Annotated in this window: 19 protein-coding genes; 10 read left to right on the top strand and 9 right to left on the bottom strand. The window is 45.8% G+C overall.

The window, feature by feature from the left end:
- Window positions 1–5: 5 nt before the first annotated feature.
- Complete coding sequence (locus tag MJO46_RS06010) at window positions 6–245, bottom strand: hypothetical protein (protein WP_253988535.1); 240 nt, start codon at window positions 243–245, stop codon at window positions 6–8.
- A 177-nt stretch (window positions 246–422) separates the two neighbouring features.
- On the opposite strand from MJO46_RS06010, the gene MJO46_RS06005 reads away from it, so the two are divergent.
- The 4 genes from MJO46_RS06005 to rlmM all read left to right on the top strand — a co-directional run bounded on the left by MJO46_RS06005 (window position 423) and on the right by rlmM (window position 3,659).
- On the top strand, window positions 423–1,334 hold the full coding sequence (locus tag MJO46_RS06005; RefSeq protein ID WP_198782799.1) for a transcriptional regulator GcvA: 912 nt from the start codon (window positions 423–425) through the stop codon (window positions 1,332–1,334).
- Window positions 1,315–1,962, top strand: a complete 648-nt coding sequence (locus MJO46_RS06000) for an alpha/beta fold hydrolase (RefSeq protein ID WP_253988534.1) — start codon at window positions 1,315–1,317, stop codon at window positions 1,960–1,962. The genes MJO46_RS06005 and MJO46_RS06000 overlap by 20 nt, the downstream gene beginning before the upstream one ends.
- 42 nt (window positions 1,963–2,004) lie before the next feature.
- Window positions 2,005–2,397: a DUF423 domain-containing protein gene (locus tag MJO46_RS05995; RefSeq protein ID WP_253988533.1), complete on the top strand. Its 393-nt coding sequence runs from the start codon at window positions 2,005–2,007 to the stop codon at window positions 2,395–2,397.
- A 176-nt stretch (window positions 2,398–2,573) separates the two neighbouring features.
- Entirely contained in the window at window positions 2,574–3,659 is a 1,086-nt protein-coding gene (rlmM, locus tag MJO46_RS05990) for a 23S rRNA (cytidine(2498)-2'-O)-methyltransferase RlmM (protein ID WP_253988532.1), read from the top strand.
- A 147-nt stretch (window positions 3,660–3,806) separates the two neighbouring features.
- Here rlmM and MJO46_RS05985 read toward each other — a convergent pair whose 3' ends face one another.
- A complete protein-coding gene (locus tag MJO46_RS05985; RefSeq protein WP_007646592.1) occupies window positions 3,807–4,814 on the bottom strand; it encodes an isocitrate dehydrogenase in 1,008 nt (335 codons plus the stop codon).
- Window positions 4,815–5,068: 254 nt separating this feature from the next.
- On the opposite strand from MJO46_RS05985, the gene MJO46_RS05980 reads away from it, so the two are divergent.
- Window positions 5,069–7,894, top strand: a complete 2,826-nt coding sequence (locus tag MJO46_RS05980; protein ID WP_253988531.1) for a prolyl oligopeptidase family serine peptidase — start codon at window positions 5,069–5,071, stop codon at window positions 7,892–7,894.
- Between the two features lie 216 nt (window positions 7,895–8,110).
- Here the strand turns inward: MJO46_RS05980 and MJO46_RS05975 are convergent, their stop codons facing one another.
- Window positions 8,111–8,836, bottom strand: a complete 726-nt coding sequence (locus tag MJO46_RS05975; protein ID WP_253988530.1) for a hypothetical protein — start codon at window positions 8,834–8,836, stop codon at window positions 8,111–8,113.
- Window positions 8,837–9,427: 591 nt separating this feature from the next.
- Between MJO46_RS05975 and MJO46_RS05970 the strand changes: the two genes are divergently transcribed.
- Entirely contained in the window at window positions 9,428–9,616 is a 189-nt protein-coding gene (locus MJO46_RS05970) for a hypothetical protein (RefSeq protein WP_253988529.1), read from the top strand.
- Window positions 9,617–9,669: 53 nt separating this feature from the next.
- Here the strand turns inward: MJO46_RS05970 and MJO46_RS05965 are convergent, their stop codons facing one another.
- From MJO46_RS05965 to MJO46_RS05945, 5 genes are all read right to left on the bottom strand, one after another.
- On the bottom strand, window positions 9,670–10,098 hold the full coding sequence (locus MJO46_RS05965; RefSeq protein WP_253988528.1) for a DUF3192 domain-containing protein: 429 nt from the start codon (window positions 10,096–10,098) through the stop codon (window positions 9,670–9,672).
- 109 nt (window positions 10,099–10,207) lie between these two features.
- A complete protein-coding gene (gene xni, locus MJO46_RS05960) occupies window positions 10,208–10,993 on the bottom strand; it encodes a flap endonuclease Xni (protein WP_253988527.1) in 786 nt (261 codons plus the stop codon).
- 27 nt (window positions 10,994–11,020) lie between these two features.
- Window positions 11,021–12,376, bottom strand: a complete 1,356-nt coding sequence (ppnN, locus tag MJO46_RS05955) for a nucleotide 5'-monophosphate nucleosidase PpnN (protein ID WP_253988526.1) — start codon at window positions 12,374–12,376, stop codon at window positions 11,021–11,023.
- A gap of 56 nt (window positions 12,377–12,432) precedes the next feature.
- A complete protein-coding gene (locus tag MJO46_RS05950) occupies window positions 12,433–13,989 on the bottom strand; it encodes a GGDEF domain-containing protein (RefSeq protein WP_253988525.1) in 1,557 nt (518 codons plus the stop codon).
- Window positions 13,990–14,139: 150 nt separating this feature from the next.
- Window positions 14,140–16,305 (bottom strand): tetratricopeptide repeat protein, encoded by a 2,166-nt coding sequence (locus MJO46_RS05945; RefSeq protein WP_253988524.1) that lies wholly within the window; start codon window positions 16,303–16,305, stop codon window positions 14,140–14,142.
- Between the two features lie 134 nt (window positions 16,306–16,439).
- On the opposite strand from MJO46_RS05945, the gene MJO46_RS05940 reads away from it, so the two are divergent.
- Window positions 16,440–18,251 carry a PDZ domain-containing protein gene (locus tag MJO46_RS05940; RefSeq protein WP_253988523.1) on the top strand — a complete coding sequence of 604 codons (1,812 nt, stop codon included), beginning with the start codon at window positions 16,440–16,442 and terminating at the stop codon, window positions 18,249–18,251.
- A 158-nt stretch (window positions 18,252–18,409) separates the two neighbouring features.
- On the opposite strand, the gene rdgC is transcribed toward MJO46_RS05940, so the two are convergent.
- Window positions 18,410–19,324 (bottom strand): recombination-associated protein RdgC, encoded by a 915-nt coding sequence (gene rdgC, locus MJO46_RS05935; RefSeq protein WP_253988522.1) that lies wholly within the window; start codon window positions 19,322–19,324, stop codon window positions 18,410–18,412.
- Window positions 19,325–19,615: 291 nt separating this feature from the next.
- Here rdgC and MJO46_RS05930 point away from each other — a divergent pair, with 291 nt between their 5' ends.
- The 3 genes from MJO46_RS05930 (at window position 19,616) to phoR (ending at window position 22,839) form a co-directional block, all read left to right on the top strand.
- The gene (locus MJO46_RS05930; protein WP_253988521.1) at window positions 19,616–20,584 is read left to right on the top strand and encodes a porin; all 969 of its coding nucleotides are present in this window, start codon (window positions 19,616–19,618) and stop codon (window positions 20,582–20,584) included.
- A gap of 186 nt (window positions 20,585–20,770) precedes the next feature.
- Window positions 20,771–21,460: a phosphate regulon transcriptional regulator PhoB gene (gene phoB, locus MJO46_RS05925; RefSeq protein ID WP_253988520.1), complete on the top strand. Its 690-nt coding sequence runs from the start codon at window positions 20,771–20,773 to the stop codon at window positions 21,458–21,460.
- 80 nt (window positions 21,461–21,540) lie between these two features.
- Window positions 21,541–22,839, top strand: a complete 1,299-nt coding sequence (phoR, locus tag MJO46_RS05920) for a phosphate regulon sensor histidine kinase PhoR (protein ID WP_253988519.1) — start codon at window positions 21,541–21,543, stop codon at window positions 22,837–22,839.
- Window positions 22,840–23,006: the final 167 nt, after the last annotated feature.

Below are 23,006 nucleotides of genomic sequence, written 5' to 3'. Positions count from 1 at the left end.
TAACATTATTGCTCTACTTTTACCACTTGCTGGCTTGGAACTTTGCCTTCTTCCGCAATCAGCATGGTGGGAGTTTGTAACTCTTCCTGCTGCATTTTATCCATGGCTGCGGTGAGATCGGCATTGATACTTGCCTGTAAGTCAGTGGTATCTATAACGATTTCGTCAACGAGTACATTGGCACTGACATTAACACTGAGTGCTGAGACTAACACTAACGCAAATGCAGATTTTAAATTGAACATAGTCGCCTCCGGGCTGACAAAATAACGCTGTCAGACATTCCCATCATCGTTGTCGAGATTGTCCAACCTAGGTGTTTCATTGGCGCAAAATTTAACCAAAAAAGCTGGCCTTTACAAACGATTAAATGTAACAATACGGATTAGAAAAACTAATTAAAAATTGAGATAGAGATCACTATGTCAAGACGATTACCACCACTTAATGCGGTTAAAGCATTTGAAGCCGCCGCACGGCACTTGAGCTTTACTCGCGCGGCTGAAGAACTGTTTGTGACTCAGGCTGCAGTGAGCCATCAAATTAAGGCGTTGGAAGACTTTCTCGGATTAAAATTATTTCGCCGAAAAAACCGCTCTTTGCTGTTGACCGAAGAGGGGCAGAGTTATTTTCTCGATATTAAAGATATCTTCACCCAATTGGCCGACGCCACCGACAGACTTTTAGCCCGCAGTGCCATAGGTTCGTTGACTGTGAGTATGTCTCCGAGTTTTGCTATCCAGTGGCTGGTGCCACGTTTGGCCAAATTCAGTGAAAAAAATCCCGATATTGACGTGCGGATTAAAGCCGTTGATACCGAGGCCAGCTCTTTGACCGATGATGTGGATGTGGCAATTTACTACGGTTTAGGTAATTGGCCTGGCCTACGGGCCGATAAGCTCAGAAACGAAGTGCTTATCCCTGTATGCTCGCCCATGTTACTCAATGGACCTAAGCCATTATCAAAGCCGGAAGATTTAAAATATCACACCCTGCTGCACGATATGAGCCGCCACGACTGGCAGGCATGGTTTAGGCAATGTGGCATTAACGATATCAATGTTAACCAAGGGCCGATTTTTAGTCATTCCTCCCTCGTATTACAGGCTGCGGCCCATGGCCAAGGCGTGGCCCTGGGTTATAGCGTACTCGCTCGCCCTGATATCAAAGCGGGGCGACTTGTGTGTCCATTCCAAGAAGTGTTAGTCAGTAAAGACGCTTACTATCTAGTGTGTCAGCAAAATCATGCGGAGCTTGGAAAGGTCGTCGCATTTCGTGAATGGATGTTAGATATGTTTGCCGAGGAGTCCCGTAGTGAGTTACTGCCAGGATAACCCCGCATATTTGATTGAAGGTGAGCCCAGTGACACATTGATTTTATTTGCCCATGGAGCAGGGGCCAACCGGGATTCTGAATTTATGCGCTCGATGGCGTCAGGATTGGTGGCCAAGGGTTTTAAAGTGATGCGTTTTAATTTCCCCTATATGCAGGCCAATGCGGCCGATGGCAAGAAGCGCCCTCCCGATAGGGCGCCCAAACTGCTCGCTTGCTTTGCAGAAATGCTCGATGTGGCGCATGCAGAGCCGCAGGTAAAACGCGTGGTACTGATGGGCAAATCTATGGGCGGTCGTATGGCGGCTAGCCTTGCCTGCGATACTCACCTAGCAAGCCGGATCGACAGGGTGATTTGTTTAGGTTATCCCTTTATTCCCCTTAATGGCGGCGAACCGAGATTGGCGCCACTCAATGAATGCCAAGTCCCGGTGCTCGTGTTGCAGGGCGAGCGGGATAAATTTGGGAATAAAACCCAAATACCCACTTGGCCACTGAAGGATACTATCCAGTTCGGCTGGTTACCCGACGGGGATCATAGTTTTGTCCCAAGAAAGTCGTCTGGCGCGACTGAAGCGGCTAATCTAGCCCTTGCTATTGATTTATCAGTTAAATTTATCATTAGTTAAATTTATCATTAAGAGTTAAGCCCATTCCATTTGGAGATTGAAATGCGTAAAGGTCTGTTATTACTCGCCGCACTTAGCGGATTTTTAGCCGTGGCTTTAGGCGCGTTTGGTGCCCACGGTTTAAAAGCAGTTGCCCCACCAGAGTTGATTGACGTGTTTAATCTTGGGGTGCAATACCATTTCTACCATACCTTCGCCTTAATCATGGTTGCTTTCTCGGGCCAATGGTTAACCTCACGTTTATTGGATTGGTCGGCCTATTTGTTTATTGTAGGCATAGTGCTGTTTTCTGGTTCGTTATATGGACTGGCATTGTTTGGAACTAAGTGGCTTGGCCCTATCACGCCTATGGGTGGCGGTTGCTTCTTACTGGGGTGGTTATTATTTGCCGCTGCGGTATGGCGCCACAAAGTGGTAGATGGTAACGAGTCTTAAGTTAAAGTCAGAATGTGAGTTGCTAGGCTTAGGATGCTCCTAAGCCTTTTTTATTGCTCAAATCGCACTTAGTGTTTGCGGTGCAGCAAATAGGGCATTTGTGGATTGAAATTGGTATACTGGCGCCCAAATCGATAGTCAGCCAGAGCTTTGGCTTGGATTTCTTAAGGATCTCCATGAAAAACCTATTTTTATTTTGCCGCGCCGGCTTTGAAAAAGAATGCGCAGCAGAAATTCAACAGCGAGCCAGTGAGCTCAATGTCGGTGGCTTCGTTAAGGCCAATAATAACGACGCCTATGTGGTGTTCCAGTGTTTTGAAGAAGGCGCGGCGGATATTTTAGCTAAGCAACTTCCATTAGATTCATTGATTTTCGCCCGTCAAATGTTTGCAGCGAGTGAGTTGCTCGCCGATTTGCCTGAAAACGACAGAGTCAGCCCAATCGTTGCGGCGCTCAGTGAGGTCAGTAAGGCGGGGGAAGTGCGGGTTGAAACGCCAGATACTAATGAAGCGAAGGAGTTGTCGGCTTTTTGCCGTAAGTTTACTGTGCCCTTACGTCAGCATTTGAAAAAGTCTGGCAGTTTGCTCGCCCAGGAAAATCCCAAGCGTCCGATTATCCATGTGTGTTTTGTCGGACCAGGCCGTGCCTATGTGGGTTATTCCTACAGCAATAACAGTTCACCACATTTTATGGGGATTCCACGCCTTAAAATGGCGGCGGATGCGCCGAGTCGTTCTAGTCTGAAACTCGATGAAGCCTTCGGTCAGTTTGTGCCTAAGGAAGAGCAAGAAGAGCGTATTCGCAGTGGTATGAATGCCGTGGACCTAGGCGCTTGCCCTGGTGGCTGGACCTATCAACTGGTGCGCCGTGGTATGTTTGTCTCGGCGGTCGATAATGGCCCCATGGATGAGAAACTCATGGAGACGGGTCAAGTAAAACATTACCGCGAAGACGGCTTTCGTTTCGAGCCCCAGCGCAAAAATATCTATTGGTTAGTGTGCGACATGGTTGAAAAGCCTGCGCGCGTAGCCGAACTGATTGAAGCGTGGGCGATTAATGGTTGGTTTAAGGAAGCGATTTTTAACCTTAAATTACCGATGAAGAGCCGTTATAAAGAAGTCACGGCGATCCTTGAGACCATGCAGAACATTTTAAAGGAAAACGGCATCACTGAGTTTAAGGTGCAGTGTAAACACCTCTACCATGACCGAGATGAGGTCACAGTGCATTTATGGCTGCGCCCTAATACGGCTTGGAACTGATCCTGATTGCAGTATTAGGTGATTGCTGCTTGTGGTATAAGGCTATGATTATGTAACAAAAAGCCCCGAATATTTTTCGGGGCTTTTTTATTTGGCTACCTTAATGTAAAGCGGTTAGCTTAAACATGCTAAGGTCACAGACGATGATCACAGGCGATCGAGTACCGCTTGGGTAAAGTCGGTCGTGCCGTGGGTGCCACCTAAATCGCGGGTGGTACGGTCGCCTTCTTCGATCACGGCAGATACCGCTTTACGGATCTGCTCAGCTTTGTCAGCCATGCCTAAGTATTCCAGCATTTGGATAGAGGCTAAAATCACCGACGTTGGGTTCGCAAGGTTTTTGCCCGCGATATCAGGCGCACTACCGTGAACGGCTTCGAAAATTGCTGCATCACGGCCAATGTTGGCGCCTGGTGCCATACCTAAACCACCCACTAAACCGGCACACAGATCCGATAGAATGTCACCAAACAGGTTGGTGGTGACGATCACATCGAAGTTCTCTGGGTTCATCACTAATTTCATGCAGGTTGCATCGACGATCATTTCTTCTGTCTTGATGTCTGGGTAACGTAGGCTTACCTCACGGGCCACTTTCAGGAACAGGCCTGAAGTTGACTTCATGATGTTAGCTTTGTGCACGATAGTGACTTTTTTACGGTTTTCTTTGCGGGCCAGTTCGTAGGCGAAGGTGGCGATTTGCTCTGCACCTTGGCGAGTAACGATACTGGTGGCTTCTGCCGTTAACCCATCGTCAGACACTTTTTGACCGTGGCCAGAGTACATGCCTTCGGTGTTTTCACGGACTGTGATGATATCGATATTTTCGTAGCGGGCTTGGGTGCCTTTAAAAGACAGCACTGGACGTACGTTAGCATACAGACCGAATTTCTTACGTAGGGTCACGTTGATAGACGTAAAGCCTTCACCAACCGGTGTCGTCAGTGGACCTTTAAGGGTGATACGATTTTTTTCGATAAGCTCTAAAGTGCGTTGTGGAAGTAGCTCGCCCTGCTTCTCGAGCGCGGTGAGTCCAGCATCGGCAAATTCATATTCAAAATCACAACCTGCTTTATCAAGAATTTTTAAGGCAGAGTCAATAATACTTGGGCCAATTCCATCACCTGGAATTACGGTTATCGTTCTTTTTGACATGGAGAAGTCCTTCCACGGTTCGTCGTTACTGCAATTGTCTGCCCCAGCGTTAGCCGGGTAACATGACTATGAATTTGGTATTTTTTCTGGCTATTATTTTAACCATCTTTGGTCAAACTTCACAGGGAATAGTGAGCGATATCACGATTTTTTGTGTGGTATAACTTGTAAAAATACTGGGTTATAACGATGATGGAGAGCTAACCGTTAAAAAAGTCTACTTTAGTCTAACAAATATATAAAAGAGGAAGACATTGAAGTTATTACCTATCACATCTTTGGTACTGTTATCCCTCGGTATATTGCCAGTCGTGCAGGCAGAAACCAGCACTAAGCCGCTTACCTTAACAGACATTATGCATTTTGAATCCCTCGAAAAGCCGGTTATCGCTGACAATGGTCAGGTGATTGCGGTCGAGGCAGCCCCTGACCGTGGTGATAGCCATGGCATAGTGAAAAATGTGCTCACTGGACAACATTTTACGGTTGCAGGTGGTTCAGATCCGCTTATTAGTCATTCAGGGCGTTTTGTGGCTATGGTGGTTAAGCCTAGCTTATTAACGCTTGAAACCAGCGATGCTAAAACGAAGAAAAAACTCAAGTCTGACATGGTGTTACTCGACATACAAACGGGTTCGCAAACCCGTTTCGAACGGGTAAAAGAATTTGTATTCAGTGACGATGGCAAATATTTAGCGATTGGGTTTGAGGCCGATGAGGAGTCCAAAAAAGACGCCGATGGGGCTAAATCGGTCGATGTTAGCACCGAAAATCCAGCTAAAGCCGAAAAGCCAAAGGTGGATAAGTTTGACCAAGGCCGCCGCTTTACCTTGCTTAGTTTAGAAGATCAAACCAAGCGCATCGATGTTGAGCATGTCACGGCTTATGTTTTCGACAAAGATAGCCGTAGACTCGCGCTCGCCATCAATAATAGCGCGGAGCAACAACACCAATTGCAGCTAGTTGACTTACAGATCCTTAAGCAATCCACTGTTTTTGAATCGACGACTCAACAAATTGGCGCTTTAGCGCTGGCAAAAAATGGCCGTTGGTTAGCGTTTACTCAAGGTCAGGCGAGCGAATTGCCCTATGGCCGCAGTTATCAGTTAAGTGTTGTGGAATTAGCCTCTAGCAAAATCCGCCATGTGCCCAATTCCAAAGAGTGGACACTCAATCGTTACGCCAGCTTGAACTTCTCTCTGGACAGTGAACGACTATTTTTTGGTCGTATACCCGAGGTGAGTCAACAGCTGAGTTTGGCAAAAATTACCGAAGAAAAGGATCTGTTCGATACCAATATCGTCACTGGCCAGCGCGGGCTTAAGGTGTGGCATGGTGATGATCCGCGGATTAAACCCAATGAAATCAAGCAATACGAGGACGAGCAAAAACGCACTTACCTTGCAGTATTGCATTTAGGCTCAAATAATGTGGTGCAACTCGGGGATAAAACTGTACCCGATGTGGTGATGTCGCAGCATAAGCGTTTTATGCTGGCAAGTTCCGATTTGCCCTATCGTAAAATGGCAACCTGGGCGGGTTTTTTCCAAGACTATTACCTTGTCGATCTGAATACCGGTCATAAGGTGCCATTTTTGACCCAACAGACCAGCGATGAGCTGCCGAGTCTGTCGGGAAATGGTAAATATGTGGCTTATTATCAACAAGGTAATGTCTATCTTTATGATGTCGCACAGGGGCGGCGCACTAATCTAACCCAATCCTTAAGTGTCAGTTTTGCCGATGAAGACCATGATTATCCATCTAATGCGCCGGGCTATGGTTTTGGCCCTTGGCTTAAGGATGATGCGGGTTTCTTAGTCTATGACAAATACGATGTCTGGCAGTTTAATACTGAGTCTAAGGACGGATTTGCGCTAACCGCAGGTCAAGGGCGCGCGCAAAAAATCCAATATCGCCTTGAAGGCTTAGTGGATAATCCCGATGCGCCGACTGAACTTGCCTATAACGCCACTGTGTTACTCCACGGTTATAGTGATAAAACCAAGGCCGATGGTTTTTACCAAGCGACCTTAGGCGAAGCGGGCGTGAAGACGCTGATGCAAGGCGAGTATAAGCTGAATGTGCTTGGGCGCAGTAAAGACGCCGACACTATCGTGTTTTCTAAGGAGCGCTTCGATCTATTCCCCGATTTATATACAGCCAGCTATAACGCTCCACAAAATGCGGTTAAACAAACCGACTTGGATAAACAGCGCCAAGCCTTTAACTGGAGCAAATCCGAGCTGGTTCACTGGACGAATGGCGATGGTAAGCCGTTAGATGGTGTGCTGATTAAACCTGTCAATTATCAAGCGGGTAAGCGTTATCCTGTGTTGGTTTACTACTATCGCTTTATGACGGATAGACTGCATGCCTTCCCGCAGATGAACATTAACCACAGACCTAATTTTGCCTGGTATGTGAATAACGGTTATGCGGTGTTCTTACCGGATATTCGCTTTGATATTGGTTATCCAGGGGCGAGTTCAGTTCAAGCGCTTACATCCGGTGTACAAAAGCTGATTGAGATGGGCATTGCCGATCCCGCTGCGATTGGTCTGCAAGGGCATTCTTGGAGTGGCTATCAAACGGCCTTTGCCATCACTCAAACTAAAATGTTTAAGGCCGCAGTCGCGGGTGCGCCAGTGGCGAACATGACCAGCGCCTACAGCGGTATTCGCCATGGCACTGGGATTGCGCGTCAATTTCAGTATGAAACTGGGCAGAGTCGTATTGGTGCAAGTTTGTTTGCTGCGCCACAAAAATACATTGAAAACTCACCGGTATTTTATGCCGATCGCATTCAAACGCCTTTGATGATCATGTTTGGCGATAAGGATGATGCAGTGCCTTGGGAGCAGGGTGTTGAAATGTACTTAGCGATGCGCCGTGCGGGTAAAGAGGTCGTATTTTTGCAATATGAAGATGAACCACATCATCTGAAAAAATACCCCAACAAACTCGATTACAGCATTCGAATGATGGAGTTCTTCGACCATTATCTTAAAGGTAAACCCGCACCAGCTTGGTTGAGCCAAGGTGAAGCCTATGTCGAATATAAAGCCGATGATGAGTAATCCTCTGTTTTAGCGTTATCAATAAGCCAAACGCCACCAGAAGGTGGCGTTTTTTATGCTGAAAAGGGCACTAGGGGGAGAGTATTGATATCTTATGCAGATAACTTTCTATGGGACAAAAGCGTGATAGCTCCTTTGCTCTAATTTGTCAGTTTCGGATTAAAATTTCTATGGAGATAACGCCGCATTCAGCGGCTTGTCCGCTGCAATGCTTTGTTATAAGCCGCTTTGCAATTCATTTTTTAATGCCTTGAGCAACCCTGGGGCTGACTCTCTTACGAAAGCTATCTGAGCTTTTGAAAGGGGCTCTCCATGAACTGCATAGTTGCAGACAGATATAACTTCCATAACCCCATGAAGTACATTTTTGGATATGCTTTCATAATTTCTTAGGTCACTCAAAAGCTTACCAACGGAATACCTACGTCGATATTTTTCATCAATGTCTGAATACTCGCGCAACAGATTTTCAAAGGACAACCTTACTTTGAACATTTCAACGTGGACTGGATCAACACCGTAATCATAAAAATCGTCTTGCGCTGCCGTTATGCCCATTTTGTTCAGAGTACGTTGTATCTGATCAGATAGATCTGGAATCTCAGAATCTTTCGGAGGTACTGCACCAGACTGAAAATATATCTGGTTGCTGTTGGCATTTGACACCTCTATTGAAGACTTAATTTCAGTTTCAAGTATGGATAGTTGATGGTTTACATCTTTCTTTAACTCATCGATTTGTTGTTTTAGCTTTACGCCAAATAAATCCATTTCTTGGAATATGGGCGCAAGACAAACACCAACCCAGATAACGAAAACGACAACGTCGAAGTAAGATGGTTTCCCCTCTATTAGATTTGGATATCTCCCATACAAATAGAACCCTATGACAACAACGAGGATTCCCCACCATACAGTTTTGAAGTTTTCAGAGTTTTTCATTTACACCTTGCGTCTCTTAAGGCTTATAACTTCTTAGTATTTATGCGCTGCGCTGTTTGCGGGGCATAAATCGCTTCTTCACCACATCTCAAATATGGCCGCTGCCACATCCGTGTAAATGGGTATGAACGATGCTATAGGAATTTGCTTTTTTGCGGTAGCGGTTTTTATACGGTTCGATGGGTAATTACTTGATATTGTTTTACCTTTCTCGTTCTTTCACGCTTATTTTTTGCAGATGAATCGCTATCTAACGACTCAAAACTCCAAGGAATACACCTCCCCTCCGAGTTGCCGCAGGGCGAATAGACAAATTGCGTGTGTTCGGTCATGGATGACCGACTAGCTTTCGCAGGTGCAGGGACGCATCCTTCGGAAGCGATAGCAAATTTGGCAATGAGCACAAGGGGCTTTCAACTCCGTAGGGGGCGTCTTGGAGCATCCAAGGAGGATAGGACGAGCAGTCCTCCTTGGTCGGGTGTGGGGTGAAGCCCCACGACTTTGATTTTGATTAAGCATTCAAATTACGAAAAAGATGGGATACATAACTGCTAAGTCGAACCATCAACTTTTCTATAGGCAGAGCTTTACTTGGCCAATTCCCCTTTTGAACTGCGAAACACACATTGGGGCAATAGCTTTTTAGCTAAACGAACAGCAGAAGTGTTAGTTAAGATTGGCATTGTTGCACCAGTGACCGTTGGCGACATGGATGTCGCCGTCGAGCCTATATGGATGCTTATTTTGAAAGAAATAGACGGCGTGTCACTGGGGAAATAATGACAATCAGTGCAGCACACCTGACGACAAAGTTATCTTGCTTTGGGGCAAAGTTAGTTTTTGCTGGAGGTTTCAGTCTCTTTGGCTGAGGGACTGGCAATATCCGTTCCGGCATCGAGATACTGTTTATAGGTATCCCCGCCCCAGGCCATGAGTTTATTGTTCTTAAAAATGAGAGGAGTACATTCTTCTTTAGTGGTGATACCATCGGATTTTTCATGGTGAGTGCGATAAAAGAGCACTTGCAATTGTGTTTCTTGAACCGCTTTGGCCTCTGAAAAATCTGCTTTCCCCAATAGTGACTTCACCTCAGTAATGTCCTGCCCTAGGCTTAAATCAGTCATTTTTTGGCTGTTATAGACTTGCCTGTCTTCCCAATCCATTTCATCTGGAGTCGGTTCATAGACGAGTACAACCACAGCGACAAAGGCCACATAGGCAGCGAATATACTACCAATAATTACCGAAGTTTTTGATTTCATTTAACCTTATCCTTTGCTCATCAAGTGAGTCTTCCTAGCTCGCCAATAAAATACGCTTTTGTTGCCTTAAGGTAAATGCGTTTATTGCAACTTAGTGTTAACAAGTGTCTTATTGTTCCCTGTCGGGTGCAGGATGTGCTCCGCTTGCTCGGAAGTCTTTTAAATTGATATTGAGGGGTAGGTCCGTTTGCAATTGCGCCAGTTTGTAACTGAGTCGTGCCATTTCTTTGCCTTCAGCCAGTTTCTTCGCCTGTTTAGCGCCCAAATTAGGTAAAGATGAAAAGAGTGTGCTTAAGGTTCTAAAGGTTTTTAATAGCTCTGCCGCCGATTTGGGGCCAATCCCCGCGATACCGGGAATTTTATTACCACTATCACCGGCGAGCGCCATTAAATCGAGAAACTGGCTGCGTTCGACCCCAAGCTTTTGTTCTAATGCGGTGATATCGAGGTATTGTTGATTAAAATGATCCCATTGGCTTATGCGGGAATGATTTAGTTGACTAAAACCCTTATCGGTTGAAACGATAAGGGCTTCTCCCTGTGCCTTGGCGGTTTTCATCGCCAGTGTGGCGATAACATCATCGGCCTCAGCGGCGGCATAAATGGAGCCTATGCCCATTGATGTTAAATGATCTTGCAGCGCAGTGAGCCCCTTTGCCAGCGGCTCTGGCATAGGTTTACGACCTTTTTTATAATCGGGGTAAAGCTGTTTGCGCCATGAAATTTCATCACCATCCCAGACAATGGCGACATGGGTTGGCTGGTGGACGCGCAGCAGTTTCGAACATGCCGAACTGACACGCTCCTTAAGGCTATCCATATCGTTCTCATCGGGGATCGCCGCATAAATACGGCGAACCAAATTGAGACCATCGATGATTAAGAACTTATTCATTGGCAAAGTTGCATAAATTAACTGACGCTATTTGACTATCTTATAGCAGGGAACATAGGTGCTTCCCGGCAGTTTCATCCTATGTTGGCTGACAAATGCGCTCAGTAAATTGTCCATCAGCTCCATTAAACGGGGATCACCTTTTAATAGGAAGGGACCAAAACGCTCTATATGTTTGATCGTATCCGATTTTACATTCCCCGCTACTATACCCGAAAATGCCTTACGAAGGTTGGCGGCAAGGTCGGCTTTATTGGTTTGGAAATGCAAATCCAAATTGGCCATGACTTCGTGGGTTGGAACAAAAGGCAATTGGAATTCAGGCTCAATTTTGAGTGCCCACTGGTATTGATAGGCATCACCCGTGGCGCGGCGGTAGGTTTTGACTTGCTCCATGCCTTGCTTCATCACCCTTGCCACTTCGGCGGGGTTGTCTATGATGATTTGGTATTTTTTCTGGGCATCTGGCCCTAATGTTGCCCCAATAAACTCATCTATTTTACTAAAATAATCCGCACTTTCCGTTGGGCCTGTAAGCACGAGCGGGAAGGGGGTTTCTTGGTTTTCTTTATTAAGCAAAATCCCTAGGATATAGAGCAGCTCTTCTGTCGTGCCAGCGCCGCCAGGGAAAATAATAATGCCATGGCCCAGCCGTACGAAGGCTTCCAGACGTTTTTCGATATCGGGCAGGATAACCAGTTCATTGACGATTTGGTTGGGCGGCTCGGCGGCGATAATACTAGGTTCAGTCAAACCAATATAACGCGCGTTTTTAACGCGTTGTTTTGCATGGCCGATAGCAGCCCCTTTCATTGGCCCTTCCATTGCGCCGGGACCACAGCCCGTACAGATATCCAGTTCCCTCAGTCCGAGTTGGTAACCCACCTCGCGGGTGTATTGATATTCGACGGCATTGATACTGTGGCCACCCCAGCACACAACCACGTTGGGTTCCTTCATCGGCGCGATTGCCCGAGCATTGCGCAGAATATCAAACACTACGTTGGTAATATGGCTCGCATTGGTGAGATTGATATGTTTTAGGGTGTCGTATTTATCGCTGATATAGAGAATGTCCCTGAGCACAGCGAACAGATGTTCTTGAATACCTACGATAATTTGGCCATCGACAAAGGCTTGTTCTGGAGGATTGATGAGTTCTAGTTTTACGCCGCGTTCCCGTTGTAGGACGTTGATATCGAAATTATGATATTGCTCGAATAAGGCTTTAGAGTTATCGGTTTTTAAACCCGCAGCAAGCACGGCTAATGAACAGTTACGATACAGTTGATAGAGTGCGCTTTTGGCGCTTTTTTTAAGGCGATCAACTTCGAGTTGTGAAAGCTGATCCATGCTACCTTTTGGGCTGATTTTGACTATCATTTACCACTCCTTCATGTCGACAGGAGTGATAAGAGGAGACGTATAGTTGAGTCTAATTATACGTCTATCACAACCCTGTCTCTGCTTTCATGTTTTGCTTTGTAGAGTGCTGCGTCGGCGCGCTCAAAGGTTTCATGTATGAGTTCATTCCCCATAACTTGCGCAGCCCCTATAGATACTGTAACTGTAATTCTCTGATTTTTAAATTTAAATGGAATATTTTTTACTTTCTCGCGCACTCTGTTCAAAAGTTGAACAATATCGCCATTGCCAACATCGGGTAGGAGCAGCACAAATTCTTCACCACCATAACGGGCAACAAACTCAGTATCTCGGAGTGAATTTTTGAGTGCCATGGCGATAACTTGCAGCGTTTTATCGCCAGTGCTGTGGCCAAAACTGTCATTGATGGTTTTAAAGTGATCAATATCGGCTACCGCCACCCACAGGGGCGATTTATGGCGTTGATAGTTGCGATATTCGAGCTCCATGCGTTCTTCTAAGGCGGCGCGGTTAGGCAACTGCGTCAGGCTATCGAGTAAATTGAGTTTTTGCTGCTCGAACAAACGCTCTTTGTAGGTGTTGGCCTCAGTGCTCAGCTCATTGAGCTCTTTACGCATAGTTTCCATCGACTTGCGCAGTAAGGCTTGCTCCCTTTGTTCGAGGGCTTCTTTGCGGGCAAGGGCTGAACGAATCGAATTAAGCTGCTCGGTAAGTTGCGCTTTGAGATCGACAACATCTTCCACATCTATGATGATCTCACCGGCGTTATCGACGCGGGTGTTGATCTCTCGGTTGAGCTGGGTCTTAAGTTGGAAACTGCGCTGATTGTGGTTATAGGACTCAGTGACAACTTCTCGCACCGCGGCTAAGGCATCGTTTAGGGCGTATAAAAACTCCTGTGATGCCGATTTTTCACGGGCGATATTGTCGAGCAGTAAGGATAAAATCGTTTGGTAGGCTTCGAGCAAACTGTCGATTTCGATGTCCGATGCCAGCACTTCTTTAATGACTAACACTTGGTCACGTTGATCTTTACGAAATTCGATTTCCGAAATCATCTGCGCTAACTCATGGGCTAGCTGCCGATGTTTTGGGAGAACATCGAGCTTTTCAGATTCATTAAATTGCTGCTGTAAGATGGTTTCGTAGAAGCCAATGATTTGTTTTACTTTAGGAATATATTCCCAAACCGTGTGAAATGGTTTGGAGAGATCCTGTTTGAAATAGTTAACTTCTTTTTTGAGCTTTTCAGGGGCGGAGTTTACCCTTTGGATCTGACGAACCACCTGCGCAAGGCCCGCTCGGCTCTCTTCGAGCTGAACCATCACATGGTGATACTGACCCTTTAGTAAGCGTTCTACATCGACTAATTCTGGCAACGCTTCATCGACCCGCTCAAAGGTATTTAAGTTGTGGCGGAGTTTGGCGAGTTTATTATCCAGCTCAAGATTTTGCCCTTTGCAGGCGAGGCTTAAATGGCCAATAAATTGGAGTAAGGTTTGTAACTTGGCATTTCTATCTTCATTGACCTCATCTAGGGCAAGTTTAGCCGAGTGAAGTTTTTGTTGAAGCAATGCAAGTTGTGAAACTGTCGCGTTGGAATCCTTCATCCGGGGTATTTTCCTGGCTCTGCAAGGCTAAAAAGCATGATGATCCTCTGTCCAAGTTAGCGCTTAACTCTGATGCTACTAATGTTATAACAACGGCAGTAGAGTGCAAATCTGTTTGCCTGTGTGTCTGTGATTAATTGCTGATATTGATCAAATATTTTCCAATAAATGCCGATCTTGATTATTTTCCCAGCAAGGCCAGTGGATTTCCTCTTTATTGGCGTCGGTTTCGACTCGGATTAGCCCGCGTTCTATGCCCTTTTCAAGGTGTAGAAAGAGCGGGTTAGCGAAGAGGCTAGAGGGCACAAAATCCAATGCTCTAAGGGTGACAAAATGATCCTTATTTGTAGGCAAACTGCGGGCACAGGCGAGCGCCATTTGTACGGTTTCAAACTGCAATTTAGGGTCCATTTTCATTTCTGATTTGGCGAGCAGGGGCAAGTGGATAAATCCAAGATTAAAGGTTTGTGTTAGTTGCCGCTCATCTAATTGTTGCCGCATACGTGTGATAACCTGCTGCGGCTCAATGTTCTCGGTAAATCGTACCGCCAACACGCCTTGCCTAATCACATAAACGGGCATGGCGAAGGTTGCTGAAATAAGATCAGCAAGCTGCGTCATTACCGCATTCGCAAAGTATTGGCCATGCTTGATATCTGAATTTAGATAGCCTTGGAATTCAATTAAGCCAAGGGCCATGGTGGGAAGCGGGTTTGCACGTCCTTCGCCTAAGTGAGCGAGCAGTGCGGCATAGCCTAAATGATGGGTAAACGGCTCCTCTTGACTCAATTGCATTAGCGCCACGTTTTGGGCGCGGATTTTTCGGCGATGTTTGAAGAGTATAATGATGGTTATCATCAAGATAGCGGTAATCAATCCACCGAGGGCTAAGAGTTTATTGGTGGTTTTTGAGGCTTGAATCCTATCATCAAGCTTACCCTGCAGCATGCTGAGTTCGAGCTTGAGTTGCTGCTCCGCGAGGGCTGAGGGTGATACTGCAGCGTCTTTTTCGGGTGCTTGTGTCTGTTGAGCCAGTTCGATAATGCGTTTTTGGGTAGCAATCGTTTTACTCTGGTCCCCTAATTTTTCGGCGGCGAGGGCGATTTGTGTCAATGCGGATTTTTGCTCATCCGCGAGTTCTAACTCGCTGGCGAGTGCCAGGGCGTTGTCGGCATGGGCCATCATCAGCGGCCAGTCTTCCTTGGCTTGGGCTATTTCCCCAATTAAAAGCTCATTGTAAACAAGGTAGTGATGGCTTTGTTTTTCTTTAAATATTTGGTTTGCCATCAATAAATATTTTAGGGCACTAACATTGTCATTGATGTTTGAATAGGCTTGGCCAAGGTTATGAAAGTTGAGGCCTTGGGCAATATAGTTGCCACGTTTAATATCTAATTGCTGGGCGTTAAGGTAGTAATCTATCGCTTTATTCCAGTCCCCTTGCTCGCCGTATACCATAGCGATCACTGTCATACAGCTGGATAGATAAGTGTCATTGCCGAGTTTTTTAAAGCCAGCTGCAGCCTCATGGGCATTCTTTAGTGCTTCATCCCATTGTTTTAAATCTCGATACACCTTAGCCAGTTGTAGTTGCAGATGGGTTTTCATCGAGGGATAGTTGGAGCGATTAGAAAGTCGAATGGCTTCACTGTAATGTTGTAGTGACTTAGTGAGTTGTTGATTTTTATTGTAATAGTGCCCAAGTTTCGATTCTGCTGCCGCAATTAAATAATCATTTCTGAGCTTGTAGGCAATATCTCTGTAGGTATGAAAGTGCATTAATGCTGGCACGTCCTGACGGAGCACTAAATGTAAGCCACCTAAATGTTCGTGAATGGTATGTTTGAGCAGCATGGCTTCGATATCGAAGCTGTCGTTAATGCGAGTTAAAGCCTCATTATAGAAGGTTATCGCTTCTTGATATTTTTGCTCTGTTCGCCCAAGGTAGCGGCCTTGTAGCATAGATACCATAGCTTGTTCATAGGGGGACTGGGCAATGCTAGTGAGGAGTTCGATTAGCGTCTTAGCATCTTGAAATTCAACCTTAGATTTAACATTCGGCTCCATATTGAGCCTTGCGAGCAGTTGCAAAATATGTTCGAACTCATCGGGTTTATAGCCTTGTTCCTTGGCGGCGCGTTCGAACTGCTCCCGATTTTTAAAGGCGATAGGAAAAGAGATCGATTTATTTAAGCTGTCGTACATTTTCTGCGGAGTTTCACGCAGTTCAATCTCTTCCGATTCGAGATCGCGCCCTAGGGTGCTAAAGGATACTGACAGCAACAAGGCCACGAGAATAACGATGAGTTTATGCATTTGAAAGGGGATCCCATATTTCCTAAATCAAGGAATTTATTTTGTTAGCTTTTGTTAGCGCCTAATGAGGATGCTACATCGACTTGTTATACTTGGGAAAATCATAAGAAACATAATAACAGAAGGAAGCAAGAGTGAAACCCAACAGATTATCAATCTTGGTATTAAGTGCATTATTTTCGGGCAATGTGTTTGCCGATGTACATTATCAAATTGAGTTGAGTCAGCCAGAACAGCATTTGGCCCAGGTGAGTGTGACTTTCCCCCATGTGAACGCGAGTGATTTAACCGTTAATCTGCCCGTGTGGCGGACAGGTAAATACCAAGTCTTGCCCCTATCCGACGGTGTGCGTTTATTCAGTGCTAAAGATAGCCAAGGTCAAGTTCTCCCATGGAAGCGCAGCGCCAGTGGCGAATGGCAAGTTTTACTCAGTAAGCCAACGAGTGTCACGGTTAGTTATCAGTTGTATGCCAATGAACTCGGCCAAAGGGTGCGGCATATCGACGCGAGTCATGCCTATTTAGATGCGAGCGGCGTGTTTATGTACAGCCCTCAATTTCGTACTGAACCTGTTTCCATCCAATTAAAGGTGCCTGAAAACTGGCAAAGTTACTCTGGTATGTCCTCGGGCAATGCCGCACATTCTTTCGTAGCTCCCAACTATGATGTGCTCATCGACTCCCCCATAGAAACGGGGATCAGCACCCACAAATCATTCAGTGCCAACGGCAAAGAGTATGAGTTAATCTTTTGGGGTGAGGGTAACTATGACGCAGATAAAGTGGTTAAGGATTTAACCGCATTAAGTGGTCAGGCGAAGGCGATTTGGGATGATTATCCCTTTGATAGATACGTTTATATGGTGCATGCCACCAGCGGCGCCAGTGGTGCGACTGAGCACTTAAACTCTACCGTGATCCAATTACCGCGCTTTAGTTTCCGTGAACGCAAGGATTACCTGCGTTTTATTAGCACGGCTTCCCACGAGTTTATCCATACTTGGAACGTGAAAGCCTACCGTCCCGCAGGGCTGGTTCCCTACGATTATCAGCATGAAAACATGACGGAATTATTGTGGATAGCCGAAGGATCTACCAGCTATTTTGAAGACCAGTTGTTGCTGCGTGCAGGGGTGATAACACCTAAAGAATTCCTCGAAGATTTAGCTAAACGTGTTGAGAGAAACCAACTTAATCCTGGGCGTGAGATCCAGTCTGTTGCAGAGGCGAGTTTAGGTGAGTGGAGCAGTACTGGGGGCGATTATGCCATTAACCACAGTGTAAACATTTATTCAGAGGGTTTTTTAACCTCACTGGCACTGGATTTTTCACTGCTGCAAGACTCTGAGCTTCAGCATTCATACCGCGACGTGCACCGCCGTTTGTATCAAGACCACCGGGTGCCCAAGGGCTATAGTGTCGACGATGTGCTGCACATACTAAAGGATTTATCCGGCAAAGATTATGCGCCTTGGTGGCAGGCGAACGTGAATAGCCCCATGAGCTTAGATTTCCCTGCGTTGTTGTCACAGGCTGGGTTAGTGATCTCCTATGGCAAAGATTCAAAAGCCGAGGCATTTGCGGGCATGAAGTTAAGCAGTACCCACGGATCTTTAGTGTTAGACCAAGTGCTACGTAATGGCCCTGCGTGGCAGGCGGGGATTGTTGCTGGGGATGAAGTGCTAGCGATTAATGGTCTTAAGGTGACGGCTGCGGGTTTCGATAAGCGCATCAAAGACTTTAAGGCGGGTGATAGTGTGGAAGTGACATTATTCAGTAACGATAAAATCAAGCAAGTGAGGATGACGCTCGGCGAGCAGCAAAGCGGTAAGCTAGTGCTCAAGGGCGATGCTAAGGCGACTAAGCAGCAAAAAGCCTTCTTTAAAGCTTGGTTAGGTATTGATTGGCCGTTTGATAATAAAGGCGAGTTAGCGACTAAAAGCTAATTCGCACCTGTGCTCGAGAGCGGCTGTATTCGACAATGAAAATGCTCACTCGCATCAATGCCTGTGTTTTAACTTAGTTGTTAATCATTAAAAAGGCGCAGCGGTTAACCGCTGCGCCTTTTTACTTTCTAGGTGTGCTTAGAGGCTTAATTTGGATATTAAGCTTGAGTTTCTTCAAGGCCACCTAAAGCAGAAACAAGTGCATGCATTAAGGCGACTAACTCACTGCCCATCAAGGCAAAATCGGCATCTAAACGGGCCATTGGGTCATCAGTGCCAACTTCATCGTTACCCGCTCTAAATTCTTCAGAGAACTTAAGACGCTTAACACTGGCGTCCGATTGCAACAGCAGGGCAATTGATTGTCCAAAGTGCAGGGCTAGCTTATGGACCTCTTTGCCTGTGGCGAGGTGGGCTAATACTTCATCTTCCTTTAGATCCTGCTGCTTAAAGCGTACGATTCCGCCTTCGTCAGCGGCGGATTTAAGTTCAGCTTCATCTTGCATTTCAAAGGGTAATGGCGCGCTGCCATTCTTTAACCATTCGGTTAAATGGGATTCTACTGGCGCTTTAAAGCTCAGTGGGATCACAGGTAAACTGCCTAACGCTTTACGTAATAACGCTAATAGTTCTTCGGCCTTAGTGGCGCTTGAGCTATCGACGAGGATCATTTCAAGCTCTGGCAAAATCAGTGCGCGTGTTTGGCTGCGGCGCGAAAAAGCGCGTGGCAATAGGCTAGTGATGATTTCATCTTTCAGTGCATCTTTTTCTTTTTTCGCGAGTTTTCGATTTTCTTCATCTTCGATGAGGGCGACTTTTTCTTCCAAGGTTTCTTTAATGACTTGGCCGGGAAGAATTTTCTCTTCTTTGGTTACACAGATCAGATGGCGATTATTGGCGCTGTGTACCAGTGAACTGCCCTGTTTGCCCAGTGCGTTGGAAAAGCCAAATTTACTGACATCTTGGCTTGAGCACGGAGAGAAAGTGAAATCGGCCAGCGCAGTTTCAAGCGCTTCAGTTTCGACGGCAAAAGGTTTATTGAAACGATAAAGAGTAAGATTTTTAAACCACATAAGAGGCGCTCATTGGAAAATAAAGTGGCAGTTTACGGCATAGTTGGGGCTGGGTAAACCTGTGCGAAACAGTCAAATCTTTACCCAGATACAGAATTCATCAAATTGTAACATTGAAAAAAATCCCGCTGTAACCCTTGTGGTTATTGGCTTTTTATTTCGAAATGTCAGGCGGATCCCAATGGCTAAAACTAAGTTGTCACATTTGAAATAAAACTGAAACACATTCATTGCACACTTTCGGTCGTTCCAAACCAATAACCAAGACGAACATAACGTCGAAAGGATTAAATGATGAACGTTTTTTGTAAAACTCTACTTGCTTCTGCGCTAGCTTCTGCAACTCTGGCTTCAGCTTATGCCGCTGAGCCACTGACTGTTTATGGTAAGTTGAATGTCACCGCTCAATCAAATGATGAGAAAGGTGATGCTACAACAACTATTCAAAGTAATGCCTCTCGTTTTGGTGTGAAGGGTGATTTCGAGTTATCAAGCTCACTTACCGCTTTCTACACAGTGGAATACCAGGTTGATACGGGTGCCGCATCAAGCGATAACTTTACTGCACGTAACCAATTTGTGGGTTTAAAAGGCTCCTTTGGTTCGTTCTCTGTGGGTCGTAACGATACTCTGCTAAAAATTTCTCAAGGTGATGTTGATCAATTCAACGACCTTTCAGGTGACTTAGGCAAGCTGTTCAAGGGTGAAGTTCGTGCTGCTCAAACGGCGACTTACCTAACACCTTCCTTCGGTGATTTTGTCTTCGGTGTTACTTATGTTGCCGAAGGTAATGATGTAAAAAGCCAATTCGCCCAAGACGGTTTTAGTGCTGCGGCCATGTATGGTGACGCTAAGTTAAAGAAAACCGCCGTTTATGCCTCTCTTGCCTATGACTCAGATGTGTCTGGATATGAGATTGTCCGTGCCAGCTTACAAGCTAAGTTAGCTGGCATTAAACTGGGTGGTATGTACCAGCAGCAGGAACAAACTTACAAATACGACTCAACAACGAGTGAGCCTATTGAAGTCTCAGCAGAAAGTGCAACGGGTTACCTGTTAAGCGCCGCTTACGATATCAATGCTGTGACATTAAAAGCACAATTCCAAGACATGGAAGACTTAGGTGATTCATGGTCAGTCGGTGCGGATTACAGCTTAGGTAAGCCAACAAAATTATTCGCCTTCTACACTAACCGTTCGTTAGAAGCGAATACCGATGATGACAAATACATAGGTATTGGTTTAGAACACAAGTTCTAATCTCAGTATTAAGATTGAATTAAGGAGGCAGATTGCCTCCTTTTTTATTGCGATAAACAAACAGTTATATAAACTTAATATGACAATTATCGCTACTATATGGCTTGTGCGGCGCACTTATTCATAAATCTGTAATAAAAATGACTAATAATAGCCGTGTTGACATTCACTGACAGAAAATCACATATGACTGCAAGGATATTGATAGTAGAAGACGAGTTAGCCATCCGCGAGATGCTGACTTTTGTAATGGAACAGCATGGGTTTACGACCTCTGCGGCGGAGGATTTTGATTCGGCCATTGCGCTGCTAAAGGAGCCTTACCCCGATCTGATTTTATTGGATTGGATGTTTCCTGGCGGAAGTGGTATTCAACTGGCGAAACGCTTGAAACAAGATGAGTTTACCCGCCAAATTCCGATCATAATGTTAACCGCCCGCGGTGAAGAGGAAGATAAAGTCAAAGGCCTCGAAGTCGGCGCCGATGATTACATCACTAAACCCTTTTCCCCTAAAGAGCTGGTCGCCCGTATTAAGGCAGTATTGCGCCGCAGTGCTCCTACCCGTTTAGAAGAAACCATTGATGTGCAAGGTTTACTGCTCGACCCCGTGAGCCACAGGGTGAGTGTGGGTGAGACGGTACTCGATATGGGGCCTACTGAGTTTCGCTTATTGCACTTTTTTATGACACACCCAGAACGTGTCTACAGCCGCGAACAGTTGCTCGATAATGTGTGGGGGACCAATGTGTATGTGGAAGACAGAACCGTTGATGTGCATATCAGACGTCTTCGTAAAGCCGTTGAAGAATCTGGACATGATCGTTTGATCCAGACTGTTCGTGGTGCCGGTTATCGTTTTTCAACACGTAGTTAGTGCCGAATAAGAGATAGGCACAGGTTAGCTTTTCGGCTATCTTGTGCTCCTCCTATTTAGCCTGATGTCTGGGTTTATCTATGTCTCACTCTTATTCAGGGTATCGGTTATTTACGCGCTTGGCAGTTTTTCTACTGCTTTGTTTGCTAATTGGTTTATTGGTTGGGAGCCCCCTCTGGATACTCACTATTGGCCTGCTCGGTCTAGTGTTGTGGCATTATCGCCAATTAGCACGGCTTAATTTTTGGTTGTGGCGGGATAGAAAACTCACGCCGCCGCAGGGCAGTGGGAGCTGGGAAGGGATATTTAACGGTATTTATCGCCTGCAAGGTAAAAATCGCCGCCGTGTTGGGCAATTAGCCGCGCTGTTGGCCCGATTCCGCCAAGGTGCTGAAGCGCTGCCCGATGCCGCCGTCGTGCTCGACTCAGAGCATAATATTTTATGGTGTAATAAGTTAGCGCAACTTATCCTAGGTTTTGTTTGGCCGCAGGATAATGGTCAGCGTATTGATAACCTCATCCGTCATCCAGATTTTTCCGCTTATATTAAATCTGCCCAATATAAAGAACCCTTGGAATTACCTTCGCCCGTTTCGGAGAGGCGTTTGCTCGAAATTCGGATTATGGCCTATGGTGACCGGCAGCTACTGTTAATTGCGCGGGATATTACGCGGATAAGACAACTCGAAGGCATGCGTAAAGAATTTGTCGCCAATGTGTCACACGAGCTCAAAACCCCGCTGACCGTACTGCAAGGATATCTGGAAATGATGCAAAGTATGGCAGAGCCCGATTCGATGAATGCTAAGCCGCTGGCATTGATGCAGCAGCAAACCCGGCGCATGCAATCCATGGTCGAGCAATTATTAGTATTATCGCGCATTGAGGATGCGGCGGATATTAACCTCGAAAACACGGTTAATATGGCGCAGTTAATGGAAGTGCTGAAGGAAGAGGCGAAGGCGTTGGCGCAGGATAGATACGAGCTGAGTTTCTATTGCGAAGCGGGGCTTAATTCCCATGGTAATGAGTTGCAGCTTCGAAGTGCTTGTTCTAACTTAATTTCTAATGCGATTCGCTACACAGAACCGGGTGGAAAAATCACTGTGCAGTGGCGCAGTGTGGCGACGGGTGGGCTCTTTAGCGTGACAGATACCGGCGAAGGGATTGCACAGCAGCATATTAACCGCTTAACGGAGCGTTTCTACCGTGTCGACAGTGCCCGCTCAAGGCAAACCGGTGGCAGTGGTTTAGGACTGGCGATCGTGAAACATGCACTTAATCACCATCACAGTGAACTCAATATCAGTAGTGAATTGGGTAAAGGCAGCACTTTTAGCTTTGTGATCCCATTGCATTTAATCGAACGTCAGAAATAGACCTTTATCTCACGCATGAATGTTATTTAAAAACAGGCTCTTATGGCCTGTTTTATTTTTTGCCCTTCCTCTTTGTTGGTCCATGAATTTAAAAAATATAAAAACCGGGCATTGTCATCTAAGTGTCATATCACCGACATAGAATTGTCACTGTAGCGATTGATACT

The organism is Shewanella sp. KJ2020 (assembly GCF_024197625.1).
In the GTDB taxonomy this organism is placed as follows: Bacteria; Pseudomonadota; Gammaproteobacteria; order Enterobacterales; family Shewanellaceae; genus Shewanella.
Note: the sequence above shows the minus strand (reverse complement) of the source record. Positions and strands in the feature narration are given on the sequence as shown.